Raw genomic sequence first — 12,666 nt, 5'->3', positions numbered from 1 at the left:
GAGTTACAGATAGCGAGTTAAAAAAGCGAGCCTTGGTGCTCGCTTTTTTGTGCTTGCTGTTTGGTGCTCGCTTTTGGGTGTCGGTTAGCCGAGCGGCTAGCCGTTTGCCTTGGCGCAGGCGGCCGCCTTTTGTTGCTGTACTTCGGGGCGCTTGTCCTGCATCGCCTTGAGGATCAACTCGTTACAACGCTTCTGCGCCCTTTGCTGCTCGCTGCGCAAGCTTGGCTCGCCTATATGGGCGATCATCGGCTTATAGCTGAGGGAGGCGTTACAGTACATGGTCGACAGGCGTCTGCCATGCTGATTGAGATCGTCACGCCTGGAGAGCTGCTGACATAGACTGCTGAACATACGCTTGGCCTTGCGGGTGCAGTAGGCATATTGGGTGACGTCTTGTTTGGTGTCGGCGCAGACGCTCTGCTCCCGGATACGCCACAGCTGATGTTGAAAGCCGATGGCCGTGTCTTCATACACCAGACGCTGGCCGACAAGGCGGGTGTTGGCGGCATCTTCACAGCTGGCGACAATGTTGCTGCTGACCATTTCTAGATAGGCGGCAAACAGCTGGGAGATAGGGTCCATGACTCGTCCTTAAGTGGTTAACCTTAGCCATTTCCTTGCTAAGGGCTTTTGTGATCAGATACTTGGCCTATGCATTAGGCGGCGATATTTTACGCGATTTAGCGCCTCAGGGCTAGTGATTAGCCACAGCATGAAGCATTTGCATCTACACTTTGGGCAAGTATCTGCTTTGCCGGGAGTCTGCTATGTCAATCAAAGCTTTGCGATTAAAAGCTAAGCTACTACAAACCAGCGCTGTGTTGGGGGCGAGCCTGAGCTTCGCCGCTATGGCGGCACCCTATAACGCCATCAATGAGTCGATAGACGATGGTTTTGTCGAGGCCGGAGATATATTGGTGATCGCCATTCCGGCGACCGGTTACCTGGCGTCCTGGATCTATGATGACTTCGAGGGCGCCAAGCAGCTGACCTTCTCTGTGCTGACGACCCAGCTTATCGTCGAGGCGACCAAGAGTAATGTGGGGCGCTATCGCCCCAACTCAAATGTGGCGGGTGGAAGTTATAAGTCTTTTCCCTCTGGCCACTCCGCCGGGGCCTTCTCTGGCGCTGCCTTTCTGCAGTCGCGATATGGCAGTGTTTGGGGGATCCCCGCCTATCTGGGAGCCGGTGTGGTGGCCGCCAGTCGGGTGCATGGCAGACGGCACTACGCAGATGACGTGCTCGGTGGTGCGGGCATCGCCATCCTGGTGAACCAGTATTTCGTCGAGCGCTACGATAACCAAGATCTGGCGGTATCTCTCTTTCCCAATGATGAAGGTGGGCTGCAATTTAATCTCTCAATGCCACTGGATGGCCCCCTGAATGGCCGAGCTGGCCCGCGCGCCGAGAAGCGTGCACAGGCTGCGGTTCATGGCCCCAAGCGTCATCGCTTTGCCGTTAATCTCGGCTTTAACATGACAGATTCTCTGGGTATGGCAGGGGCGAAAGATCTGCTGCCAGATAGTCAGCTGGTGGACGATCATCAGCCGTTTTCCTATCTCTTGTACGAGTACTTAGACTCAAGTAAGACCTCGCTACAACTCGAACTTTCGCCCAATGAGACACGCCTGTTTGGCACCCTCTCAGGGGAGTTCGAGCTGGATGGTAAGCAGTATCAGGAGGGTGACTCTCTCTATCTGGCTTTCAAGCAGTGGAGCCTGGGTTCGCAATATTTCTATCGCTTCGCGCCCCAGGGGGATTGGCACTTCAAGTTAGGTGGCGGTCTATATGCCTATTGGGTAGAGCTGGAGGTGGACTATCTGACCGGCGGTCAGTATGCCGGTGAGGGCAGCCTGGAGGTCATGCCCTCTATCGAAGGGCGAACCCGTTATCATATCGGTGGCGGATTGTCGGCCGATGCAATGGGACGTTTTCAGGCCTGGTCCGGTAATCAACTGGTCGCAGCGGAAGCCGGGCTAAGCTACGCCTTGGGAGAGGAGTGGGTGATGGGACTCAAGTATGCCTACTCAGAGGCCAAATGGGATGCGCTTAATATGGAGTATCAGACGGACTCCATAGTGCTTACGGTCGAGAATCGCTTTTAGCCTGGCCACCTGCTTGCAATCTGCAGATGGCGGCAGGCTTTTGGTGCCCTAATGTGGCGATATTAACCGAGTAACTCTTCCATGTATGGGCGCACCGCCTCTATAGTGTCTAGCTCGTTGGGAATAGCGATGCTTCGGTAGCCGTCGCCGAGGAAGGCGCGATCCACTTCGATCAGCACGCCTGTCTCCTCACCGTTGTCGACGAAGCTGACTTCCAGCTCCCTGGCGCCGAAGAAGGAGTGAGACTCGGGTTTAAACTCATATTCCTGGTAGCAGGGCAGGTGTGAGGAGAACTCGTGGGCGCGGATATAACCCGCCTCGATATCTGTCTTGTAGAGGCGATAGCCTGCCTGCTCAATAAGCTCGAGCACCGCCAGCTGGGTGCGCGAGGGTAAGATGGTCAGTGGGTCTTTATCGCTGCCGTCTATGCCATTTTTGATATCCAAGCCGGTCTGCAGCCAGATCTTACCGATGCGCTGACCAAAGAGGCGGGTGGCCGGGGTCTCGGGATGCAGGTTGAGGGTAAACTGACGTGTGATGGTCTCTCCCGGCGCTATGGTCTGCTTCAGCATGGGCTTCCAGCTCTGCAGTACCAGGCTCTTGTTATATTTTATCTCGTCGTCGCCGACGCTTTTTTCCGCCTTGGCCTCGGCCATGACGGCAAACTCCAGGCCGTTGAGTTCCTGCTCCACCTCTCCGCCTGTGATCACTACCTCGATGCGAAAGGGCTCTCCGGCGCGCAGTTGCTCATCGAGTAGAATGGTATCGACGCTGGCCTTTCCTATGCCGACACTGGCTAAGATCTTCTTTAACATATTCTTTCCTTGAAGGTTTAAAATTCGTGCTGACCCTAACATTGTCTGTTTAGGGCTGCAACTCTGGCAGCGTAATCGCCTATCGTGCCTAAAGGCCGGGCTTCACCGAGTGGTCTTTTGGCGACTAAGGCGCCGCTCGCTGGGCGGCCGAAGCCAGCAGCAGCTGATAGAGGTGTTTAGCTGCAGGCCCCGTCTTTGCCCCCTTGGGGAGCGTCAGATGCAGGGGCACCTGATAGCTGTGGGCATGCTCCAAGTTGAGCACGCTAACGTTTGGATCTCGATATCTTTCAATGACGTGGTGTGGCACGCGGCAGTAACCGAGCCCAAGAGTGACCGCCTGCCATGCGTGGTCGAAATTATCTACCGTGATGCGTTGATTGGACTTTAGCCAGCCGACATCCTGTTGACTCGTGTCGCCCAGATCGCGGATCACTATCTGGCGGTTGATGGCTAGGTCGGCCGTAGTCGGCGAGGGAATCGCGGCGAGGGGATGTTGCCTGGCGACAACGGGGTAAAGCTTGACCAGGGCGAAGGTCTCAGAGGGATAGTCTTTGATAGGCAGATTGATGATGGAGATATCAGCCTGCTCCTCCACCACCATCTGGGTGGTTTTTGACAGCGAGGTCTCGACTACCTTGACCGAGGTGGCACTGTTATGGGCAAAGAACTCACTCATAGGCTGAAACAGCCAGCTGCGGTCGCAGAGGTGATCTATGGCGACCACTAGCTGTGACTCTAAGCCGCTGGCGATCTGGGTGCTGAGCTCTTCGAGGGTCCTGGCCTGCTCTAGCATGGCATTCGCCCGCCTAAGTAGCGATTTCCCCTGATCGGTGAGCACCGCCTTACGCCCTTCGATGCGCAGCAGCGGCAGGTCTAGCTGAGCTTCCAGTTTCTTCACGGCGTAGATTAAGGTGGTGTGGCTCTTGTTGAGGGACATCGCCGCCGCCTGAATGCTACCCGCCTTATCTATCTCCAGCAGCGTCTGCCACTGATCTAGGGTCGTCTTGAGTTTCATTGGTCTAATTTCTCTACATTAATGCGCAATATTATGAACTTTAATGTCTATATTTTACGAGTAGTATGACACTCATCGACGGCAAACGCCTAGTTCGTTTGCTAAGAAGTCTTACAAGATCCTTCGTCTTAGGAGGGATCCCATTAATGAATCAGTTAAACCGCATCTGGAGAGAGACGATGAGCAAGTTGTTACAGGTAGATTTTGCATTTGAAGGCCCTTTTGGTCAGGAGATGGCCGAGCAGTTGGTGGGGCTGGCCGAGTCCATCAATCAGGAGTCTGGAATGATCTGGAAGATCTGGACTGAAAGCGAGAAGGATAAGTTAGGTGGCGGCATCTATCTGTTCGAAGATGAAGCCTCGGCGCGTGCCTATCTGGCGATGCATAGCGCCCGCCTCAAGGCGATGGGCGTCGACGAGGTACGCGGTCAGATCTTCGATATTAACCTGCCGCTGTCGGCCATCAATCGGGCACCGCTGGCCTAAGGAGTGCTGAGATGACCAATAAGGTTTTCTTGAGTCTACATGGCGTCATTTACGGCCTGTTCGCCATAGTGCTTTTTTTCCTGCCGTTGCAGGTATGGCCCCTCTATGGCGTGCAGATACAGGATCAGTATGCCTATTTCCTGTCTCAGCATACGAGCATCTTCTTAGGGGGCATTGCACTTGTGGCCTGGCAACTTAGGGAGTTAGCCCAGGGTGAGGTGGCGAAGAAGCTGATATTGGCGTTACTCCTGACCAATCTGTTGGGAGTGGCGATCACCACCTACGCCGGCGTGAAGGGAATATTTACCGGTTTTGGCTGGAGCGATCCCATCTTCTTTGCCGTGATGGCACTGCTGTCGGCGGCCCAATACCGTAATCAGGGGACGCTTTATACCAATCACGGTAAGTAAGTGATCAGAAATAACGCAGGAAAAACGTTTGAGAACAAGGCATTATTTTCGATAAGTAGTTATTCTACAATCAAAAATAGTAACGCCGTTATCGAACGTTTTAACAAGTTAGCATGGTCAGTTACTTACCACGATTGGTATTAGCCCCAATAAGGTTCACATCTTGGCTCACTCAGGGTAGAGTACGCGACATTGAGTAAGGCCCGTTTGCGGGCGGATGAAGATGAGAAGCAAAGTCATGAGTGATGATAAAACGGTTATCGATAACCTGGACGACCTCGCCAGCTTCCTGCTGGCGGTAGAAAACGGCGGCCTGGGACTGGAAGGCGTCGAAGGGGTTGGCATGGCGACCAATAACGCCGATGGCCGCCATTTTGTGGCCGTATTCGATAAGAACCATAAACTCCTGCATGCCCGTTGGATCACAGATGAAGTGTTCGAGCAGGGCAAAGAGATGGTGCGTCACGGCGTCTCTAAGCACTGAGATCTAGCGAATTAGTAAAGATAATAAAAGCCCAAGGCATAAGGCCCTGGGCTTTTTTATTTAGGCTATGATGCGACACGCTTGCCTCGTTGCTCAGCTCGAGTCACAGCATTAAGTATCAACATAGGTTAGATTGCTAGGCCATTGACTTAGGTTTGATTTAGGGCCATTAACTCAAGGGCAAGAATCCTAAAGCTGAGTCGGTTAGAACATGAAGAAGGAGAGGTTATGCAGCGCGCGGAAGATTTCATCAATGCATTGCAGTTAGAGCAACATGTGGAAGGGGGCTATTATCGCTCCTCCTACCGGGCGGCAGAGGCCTTCGATGACAGGCGTCAGCTGTGGACCAGCATCTATTTCCTGCTACGCACCGGCGAGGTGTCTCACTTTCATCGTCTGACCGCAGACGAGATGTGGTATTTCCACGGCGGCGAGCCACTGACCATCTATATGATCGACGGGGCGGGTGAGCTGACCACGGCTGAGCTGGGGCTGGATGTGGCCGCCGGTCAACGGCCGCAATTTCTGGTGCCTAAGGGCTGTATCTTCGGCTCGGCCATGAATAACCCGGGCTTTTCCCTGGTGGGCTGCATGGTGTCGCCTGGTTTTACCTTCGAGGATTTCGAGCTGTTCGAGCGCCAGCCGCTGCTGGAGGCCTATCCTCAGCACAAGACGATTATCGAGCGGCTGACCCGCTAACCCTTTGGGCGGCGTTTGCAGACGATTTTTACGGCGTCACCGCTTAGGAACGACTGCAAAAACAAACGGTAAAGTTACACAGTCCCTTAAGAAAGAATAAAAAAGGGCGGTCCAAATAGGCCGCCCCTTAATGCTTTAGCGAGTGACTACTTGCTCTGCCACTGAGCGATATAGTCTTTCAGATCTATCATGGCGGCGTTACCCACGTAAGGCACGGCGGCCAGGGCATCCATGTCGGCAATCGGTCTGGCGGCGATGATATTGTTGGCGGCTGTCTTGTTCATGGCCGCGTCGATATCCAGCTCGGTCAGGGTCGCGTTGTTGACGATATCCAGTACTACACCCACTTCGCTGGCGCTAAAGAAGACCCCTTCCCAGGTGCCTTCCTCATAGGCGGGCTTGGCGCACTCAGTGCCGTTGCCTGCTACGCAATAGGTGTAGCTGAAGTGTCCTTCAAACTCGGCAGCGGTCTCGGCGTCGTGGATAACCACTATGTTTTCGTCGTTACCAAAGGCCGCGGCGCCACTGATATTGTGGGACCCCGTCAGTACCATATCGTCGATAATCATGTACTTATGATGGAATTTATCGTTGCTGTTTAGCTTGGCTACGCGCACATCGGCAGGGTTTTCCCAGATGTTGTTGGCGGCGCCAGTGTAGCTGTCCACCTCGATCTCACCTGACGTGTTAGGTTTTTCTATACCTAACATATCCTGAAATTCAGAGTAGTAGCGCGAGAAGAAAGACGCATCGCCAAGGCCCTGTACCTCGACGCCGGCATCGTGTCTCAGCTCCATTTCATCGGCTACATCCTGGGCGCTAATAACAAATTGCGCCAGATGAATACGATATTGGGCGTTACGAATGTATTGCTGCATGTTGTATAGGGTCGAGCCCACGTAGACGCTTGGCGACTGCGGGGTGAACTGTACATCGATGCGGATATTGTCGTTGTTGGTGTAGACGGTCTCCAGCTGATGATCAGGCTTACCCAGGCCAAAGAGTGAGTCTTTGGCGCCGCCCTGACCGTCGCCCCACATCAGATTGAACTGGTGGGTGTAGACGCTGGCTAGCTGGTTAGAGTCGATGATAACGATATGGTTATCATTGCCTTCGCTGATCAGGTTGCCCTGGGCATCCAGATCGCCATGCACGCCAGACTGACTAAAGTTGGTGCTGCCGGTGAGCACCTTCTTGCCGTCGACGACGATGAATTTGTTGTGCTGGATCTTGGAGCCTGAGCTACCGTTTTCGGTATCGTCGATCCAGGGGACGCCGCCTTGATTTAAGATGGCGATGGCCTGGTCATTCTCGCCGGCGATGTTGTCTTCGTCGGTGACAAACTTAACATCGACGCCGCGCTGTTTAGCGGCCACCATGGCATTGGCGATACCGGGTAGGTCGAGATCATAGATCGCCATATACAAGGTGCTATTGGCGGAATCGATAAGCTGGATAATTTTCTGTTCAAGGTCGGCTTGAACGGCCGGTGGATTGACCACGTGATTAAAGTAAACTTCAACATCATCGGCATAGCTCATTGACGAAGCTAGCGATAACAACAACCCCATACTCAGTTTATTAATTTTCATGTTTTACCTTATTTTTATAATAAAAGTGTAAATCGAAAATGAGTAATCTGAATCCAATTTTCATTGTAGGTTTTAGCTACGTTTAACCATCCTTAGTTTAAAAACTCGACAGCATACTAACAGCCTATTATGACAATTAGTAGGTGTGATTTAACAAAAGTTATACAAATGTCTCAGTTTTTGTACATTTCAAAATTATGCGCGTTATCTGTTAGTTATGCAGTGTGTTGAATAAAATTTGCCCGATTAGGCGTCTAAAATGACTAATCATTCTGTCGCGATTGTTTTGCTTTAAAAACAGCGAAATAAGCAGAATTAATCTTTTCTGTGGCGGTGAGTTTAAGAAGGTTTAGGGAAATGGCTCATAACTGATTAATATTATTTGTTTAAGCTTTTAATTAGGAGATATTATTTGAATTGATCTTGCTTGTTAATCAAGTGTTAATTGGTTTGTTTTGAAAACAGGTCGAATATATTGGATTATTTTCAAGGTGAGATTTTGAATAAAAATAACTCAGATAAAAGAGGCGATATTGAAGAGTCTGTGAATATAGTAAAAAGTATAAAATCGGCTCGGTCAGAGACATTCACGCTCGAAAAGGAATATTCACGAGCCGATTTTATGTGTGCCTATTTTCGTATTACTGATTATTCCCACATCACGTTGTCATTATTCTTGGCCGCCGACTCGAATAACTCGATGAGGGGCAGTGCCCTTTGTCTCAGGCTCACATAGGGCCCCTTATCGTCCTCGTCATCTTCTGTCTGTGGGGGCTGAGTCGGTGCATTGGCGACCGCCTGTTGCAGTCGGGCCAGCGCTGCGGGTACATCTTCGGCGCGAATCGCCCCCGGTACTGAGTTGCTATGGCCGAGTATCTTTAAGAAGGTCTGGGCCACATCGCCAAACAGGGTGATGTTGGCGTAGTGCTTGGTTTTAAAGGTGACTAGCATGTTGCGACTCCTTGGTGTGCGCCGGGACTATGACTCGACTAGCAATAGCCTGTGACTGAATTATAACCTATTGTCTATTAAACGTTTTGTATTTAGACGGTATAAAAAAGCCCGGTAATCGAACCGGGCGCTTTTAAGTATTTTGTTACTGAGCATCCTTGATATCGAATACCTTGTGGCCATTGACCCAGGTCTGGTTCACCTGAGTTTGCCATAGCTGCTGCGGGTCCATGGTGAAGGGGTCGTCTTCTAAAAGGATGAAGTCGGCCTTCATGCCGGGCAGCAGTTCGCCTATCTGGGTTTCCTGGTGAGCGGCGTAGGCGGCGTCATTGGTAAAGCTGTTTAGCGCCTCGGTGAGGCTCATCTTCTCGCCGGGATACCAGCCCTGCTCGGGCTTATTGGCATGATCCTGACGGGTGATCGAGGCGTGTAGGCCAAAGAAGGGATTGGCCGACTCGATAGGAAAATCTGAACCTGCGGCGATCACCGCGCCGCTATCCAATAGCTTACGCCAGGCGTAGGCGCCCTTTATCCGCTGCGGGCCTACCCTGTCTTCGGCCATGTTCATGTCGCTGGTGGCGTGGGTTGCTTGCATGGAGGCGATCACCCCCAGCTCGGCAAACCTGGGAATGTCGCTCAGTTGCAGTATCTGCGCGTGCTCGACCCTGTGTCTCAGCGCCTTGGTGTGGGTCTTGGCGATCAGGCTCTGGTAATTATCCAGCACCAGCTTGTTGGCACGATCGCCTATGGCATGGGTGTTCACCTGAAATCCCGCCTGCATCGACTTCAGCATCAAGGCCTTCAGCTCATCTTCCTTGTAGAGCAGCAGTCCCTTATGGCCGTGCAGATCCGAGTAGTCCTGTAGCAGGGCGGCGCCGCGGCTGCCCAGGGCGCCATCGGCGGAGATCTTCACGCTGCTGATATCCAGCATGCTGCCAGGATGGCGATAGGGCCCCTTGGCCAGAGTCTGGTCGAACTGACTATCGTCGGCGGCGACCATGGCGTAGATGCGGATCGGCATCTGCTTATCGTCTGCCAGTTGGCGGTAGGCGGCGAGGGTGTCGTGGCCGACACCGGCATCGTGCACACTGGTGAGGCCGAGACGGGCGAGATCTGTCATGGCCGCACGTAGCACGCGAGCCTGCTCCGCCTGGGTCAGGGCTGGGATCTGCTGTTCGATCAGCGCCATGGCATTGTCGATAAACACGCCGCTGGGTTGTCCCTTATCGTCGCGGACGATCTCACCACCGCTGGGGACCTGGGTGTCGCCATTGATGCCCGCTAGCTTCATGGCGGCGCTGTTGGCCCAGCCGGCGTGGCCATCGACCCGCCTTAGCCACACGGGGGTGTCGGGAAAGGCCTTATCCAGTGTCTTGGCCGTGGGGAAGCTCTTCTCTGGCCAGAGCACCTGGTTCCAGCCTCGACCTAGGACCCAGTTAAGATCCCTGTTTTTTTGTCTAAAGGCCTGAACTCTCTCTACGGCCATTTGTTCAGACTCGCTGCCCTTGAGATCGACTCGTATAAGGTTTAGCCCCCAGCCGAGCACGTGGCCATGGGCATCGATGAGTCCGGGTAGCATGGTCTGCCCCTTGGCATCGATCACTCGGATGTTAGTAGATTGCGTTTGCAGCTCATTTGGCTGCTGCTGGTAGATCTTCTCTATCTTGTCGCCACTAAAGGCGATGGCGCTAAACTGGGTCAGCTTGCCCTGCTCTAGGGTGTAGCCCTTGAGGTTATGGATTAGGGTGGTTTGTGCCAGGGCACTGCCGGAAAGCAGCAGGCCAACGGCGAGGCTTACTCTAGTTAGGGTATTCATATTATTGGTTTTTTAGGGTGTTATTGGTTTCATACTAGCAGCTTAAGCGCCGCTGGCAAACTAGCCATAGGTAGTGGCTGGCACGTGCCAGGACAGCCTGAGCTAAAGCCGCAGTAGCGGCCTTAATTGCTGATGTTTAGTCGTTAACGGCGCGGATGTGGGGGCTTGCGGCTTCGGCCACGACTCGATTGCGCCCCGTGTGTTTGGCCTGATAGAGGGCGTTATCGGCGCGGTTGACCAGGGTCTTGGTTGTGTCATCTTCCCTGAGCTGGGCGGCTCCCAGGCTGATGGTGAGAGACTGGCCATCAAACTTCTGTGCGGCGATATCCTGGCGTAGCTGTTCGGCCACGGCAACACAGATTGAGAGTGAGGTCTCGGGCAGCAGGATCACGAACTCTTCACCGCCCCAGCGGGCCAGAAAATCCCCCTCACGGCAGAGGCTCCTGAGGCTGTCGGCCAGCTGGACCAGCACGCGATCGCCGGTCAGGTGACCGTGGGCATCGTTAATCTGCTTGAAGTAATCCACATCCAGAATTAGCAGGCTAAAGGGGATCTGTCGGTGACGGCTCTGCAGCACATACTCCTCCAGCGTGATGTCGAGCTTCTCTCTGTTGTAGAGACCGGTGAGCTTGTCTGTCTCCGCCAGTTTCCGGATCTTGGCGTTGCGCTCGCCCAGCTGACGATAGGCTGAGGAGCGGGTGCCCTCGTAGAAGCGAAACAGCAAGATATGGGCAATCGATACCTCGATGACATTGAACAGGGCACCCATGCCGAAGGTGACGGGCCTAGCCTCCTGGATCTGGTTATAGACGATATAGGCGCACACGCCGAAGGCGATTAGAGAGACCAGGCTGCCTCGTTGCCGTCCGAGGAGGAAGAAGGCGAACGGCGGGATCAGGGTTGCCCAATAGAGGGAGTGGGCATAGCCGCCCACCGAGGCGACGAACAGCAAGATCAATCCGGTGACCATCAGAGTCACCGCCCAGGAGGCGAGGTTGACGTTAGCGGTGCGGTTGAAGAAGGCCAGAATCGATAGGGAGAGCACGAAGCCGCTGGCGTCCAGGGTGGCGTACTCATAGCTCTCGAAATAGAAGATGTTGAGCAGGGTAAGCACCAGGAAGAAGCTGCTGCTGAGCAGCAGGGTATGGCCGATCAAACGGGTGCGCCAATAGTCTCTGTGGCCCGGTGGATATTGGGCAAAGTCTTTGTACCAGTACTTAAGCATGATGTCCCTTTCTTCACTGCGTCAGAGGATTATTACCCAAAATTAAGTAGATTAACAGTGGCTTATATCGTGGTGATTTTTCGGTTTGTTTTCGCCAGCTTTTACTCCTGCTAGTCTCAGGATTAATGACGCCGAGTCTGGGTCTATGCTAGGGTGAGCGCCAAGGGGAAGCGGTTTAGCGAAAGATATTAGCGGACATTTGCGCTAAGCGGGCCGCTAGGATTTTGATGGGGTTAGAAAGGCGATGACGGCATTCTTGCTACAAAGATGGAGTGAGATTGATTGGCAACTTGGCGGCGCCCAGCTGCTGACCATGGCCGTGCTGGCACTCTGGCTTTGGGCCATCTGGCCGGTCGAGGATGTGAAGGCGCTACTCAAGGATAAGGCGCTGCAGACCCGCTTGCTGCTGGCCATCTTCTTCGTCAATGCCCTCTGGCTTATCGATGCCAGCATCACCCCGGGGATTCATGCCCACTTTCTCGGCCTGGTGACTCTGATGCTGATGTTTGGTTGGCGCCTGGCTACCCTGGCGCTGCTGTTGCCGGTCGCTTTCTTCGCCACCTTCATGCTCAAGTTGCCGCTGGATTTCGCCATCTATGGCCTGGTGGCTATCGCCTTGCCGCTGTTTCTCAGCTATGTGGTCTACAGTCAGGTGTTTAAGTATCTGCCGCATCATCTGTTCGTCTATATCTTCTGCGGCGCCTTCATGAACGCCTTCCTCTGTATAGTGTTTCACATACTCAGCTGGTCGACCTGGCTCTACCTGACGACCGACTATGACTGGGCCTATTTGACGGATAACTACCTGCTGCTGATCCCGCTTCTGGCCTTTCCCGAGGCGCTGCTGAATGGCATGGCGGTGACCCTGATGGTGGTCTATCGCCCCGAATGGCTCTATGACTACTCGGACAGAACCTATTTCTAAGCACCTGTTGTAAAGATCCTGCGAGAACTGCCTGTTAGCTTGATTTTAATCAAAGGTTATCAAGATGATGGCTTAAATGTTTCAATTTGTAACCTTGGGGCGTTAGTATGCCTCCTTGTACGCCCCGAAGGGATTTATCTTCGG

General features: G+C 53.4%; 13 protein-coding genes. 6 read left to right on the top strand and 7 right to left on the bottom strand.

Annotation, left to right across the window (positions count from 1 at the left end):
* Positions 1 to 96: 96 nt before the first annotated feature.
* Entirely contained in the window at positions 97 to 582 is a 486-nt protein-coding gene (locus K0I63_RS15755; protein ID WP_220081630.1) for a hypothetical protein, read from the bottom strand.
* 185 nt (positions 583 to 767) lie between these two features.
* Here K0I63_RS15755 and K0I63_RS15750 point away from each other — a divergent pair, with 185 nt between their 5' ends.
* Positions 768 to 2,105: a phosphatase PAP2 family protein gene (locus tag K0I63_RS15750; RefSeq protein ID WP_220081629.1), complete on the top strand. Its 1,338-nt coding sequence runs from the start codon at positions 768 to 770 to the stop codon at positions 2,103 to 2,105.
* Between the two features lie 62 nt (positions 2,106 to 2,167).
* Here the strand turns inward: K0I63_RS15750 and K0I63_RS15745 are convergent, their stop codons facing one another.
* Positions 2,168 to 2,920 carry a sporulation protein gene (locus K0I63_RS15745; protein ID WP_220081628.1) on the bottom strand — a complete coding sequence of 251 codons (753 nt, stop codon included), beginning with the start codon at positions 2,918 to 2,920 and terminating at the stop codon, positions 2,168 to 2,170.
* Positions 2,921 to 3,044: 124 nt separating this feature from the next.
* Positions 3,045 to 3,935, bottom strand: coding sequence for a LysR family transcriptional regulator (locus K0I63_RS15740; protein WP_220081627.1), 891 nt, complete (start codon positions 3,933 to 3,935; stop codon positions 3,045 to 3,047).
* A gap of 146 nt (positions 3,936 to 4,081) precedes the next feature.
* Between K0I63_RS15740 and K0I63_RS15735 the strand changes: the two genes are divergently transcribed.
* The 4 genes from K0I63_RS15735 to K0I63_RS15720 all read left to right on the top strand — a co-directional run bounded on the left by K0I63_RS15735 (position 4,082) and on the right by K0I63_RS15720 (position 6,013).
* Positions 4,082 to 4,420 (top strand): monooxygenase, encoded by a 339-nt coding sequence (locus tag K0I63_RS15735; RefSeq protein WP_350354949.1) that lies wholly within the window; start codon positions 4,082 to 4,084, stop codon positions 4,418 to 4,420.
* A gap of 11 nt (positions 4,421 to 4,431) precedes the next feature.
* Positions 4,432 to 4,830 carry a hypothetical protein gene (locus K0I63_RS15730; protein ID WP_220081626.1) on the top strand — a complete coding sequence of 133 codons (399 nt, stop codon included), beginning with the start codon at positions 4,432 to 4,434 and terminating at the stop codon, positions 4,828 to 4,830.
* A gap of 238 nt (positions 4,831 to 5,068) precedes the next feature.
* Positions 5,069 to 5,314, top strand: a complete 246-nt coding sequence (locus tag K0I63_RS15725) for a hypothetical protein (protein WP_144201911.1) — start codon at positions 5,069 to 5,071, stop codon at positions 5,312 to 5,314.
* 228 nt (positions 5,315 to 5,542) lie between these two features.
* Complete coding sequence (locus K0I63_RS15720; RefSeq protein ID WP_011866825.1) at positions 5,543 to 6,013, top strand: cupin domain-containing protein; 471 nt, start codon at positions 5,543 to 5,545, stop codon at positions 6,011 to 6,013.
* A 146-nt stretch (positions 6,014 to 6,159) separates the two neighbouring features.
* Here K0I63_RS15720 and K0I63_RS15715 read toward each other — a convergent pair whose 3' ends face one another.
* The 4 genes from K0I63_RS15715 to K0I63_RS15700 all read right to left on the bottom strand — a co-directional run bounded on the left by K0I63_RS15715 (position 6,160) and on the right by K0I63_RS15700 (position 11,597).
* On the bottom strand, positions 6,160 to 7,605 hold the full coding sequence (locus K0I63_RS15715; RefSeq protein ID WP_011866824.1) for a phospholipase D-like domain-containing protein: 1,446 nt from the start codon (positions 7,603 to 7,605) through the stop codon (positions 6,160 to 6,162).
* A gap of 648 nt (positions 7,606 to 8,253) precedes the next feature.
* The gene (locus tag K0I63_RS15710; protein ID WP_220081625.1) at positions 8,254 to 8,556 is read right to left on the bottom strand and encodes a DUF1840 domain-containing protein; all 303 of its coding nucleotides are present in this window, start codon (positions 8,554 to 8,556) and stop codon (positions 8,254 to 8,256) included.
* A 145-nt stretch (positions 8,557 to 8,701) separates the two neighbouring features.
* Positions 8,702 to 10,372 carry an amidohydrolase gene (locus K0I63_RS15705; protein ID WP_220081624.1) on the bottom strand — a complete coding sequence of 557 codons (1,671 nt, stop codon included), beginning with the start codon at positions 10,370 to 10,372 and terminating at the stop codon, positions 8,702 to 8,704.
* 136 nt (positions 10,373 to 10,508) lie between these two features.
* Positions 10,509 to 11,597, bottom strand: a complete 1,089-nt coding sequence (locus tag K0I63_RS15700; protein WP_220081623.1) for a GGDEF domain-containing protein — start codon at positions 11,595 to 11,597, stop codon at positions 10,509 to 10,511.
* A 244-nt stretch (positions 11,598 to 11,841) separates the two neighbouring features.
* Here K0I63_RS15700 and K0I63_RS15695 point away from each other — a divergent pair, with 244 nt between their 5' ends.
* Complete coding sequence (locus tag K0I63_RS15695) at positions 11,842 to 12,522, top strand: energy-coupling factor ABC transporter permease (RefSeq protein ID WP_220081622.1); 681 nt, start codon at positions 11,842 to 11,844, stop codon at positions 12,520 to 12,522.
* The last annotated feature ends 144 nt before the right edge of the window (positions 12,523 to 12,666 follow it).

It is taken from the genome of Shewanella rhizosphaerae (assembly GCF_019457655.1).
Lineage (GTDB): Bacteria > Pseudomonadota > Gammaproteobacteria > Enterobacterales > Shewanellaceae > Shewanella > Shewanella loihica.
Note: the sequence above shows the minus strand (reverse complement) of the source record. Positions and strands in the feature narration are given on the sequence as shown.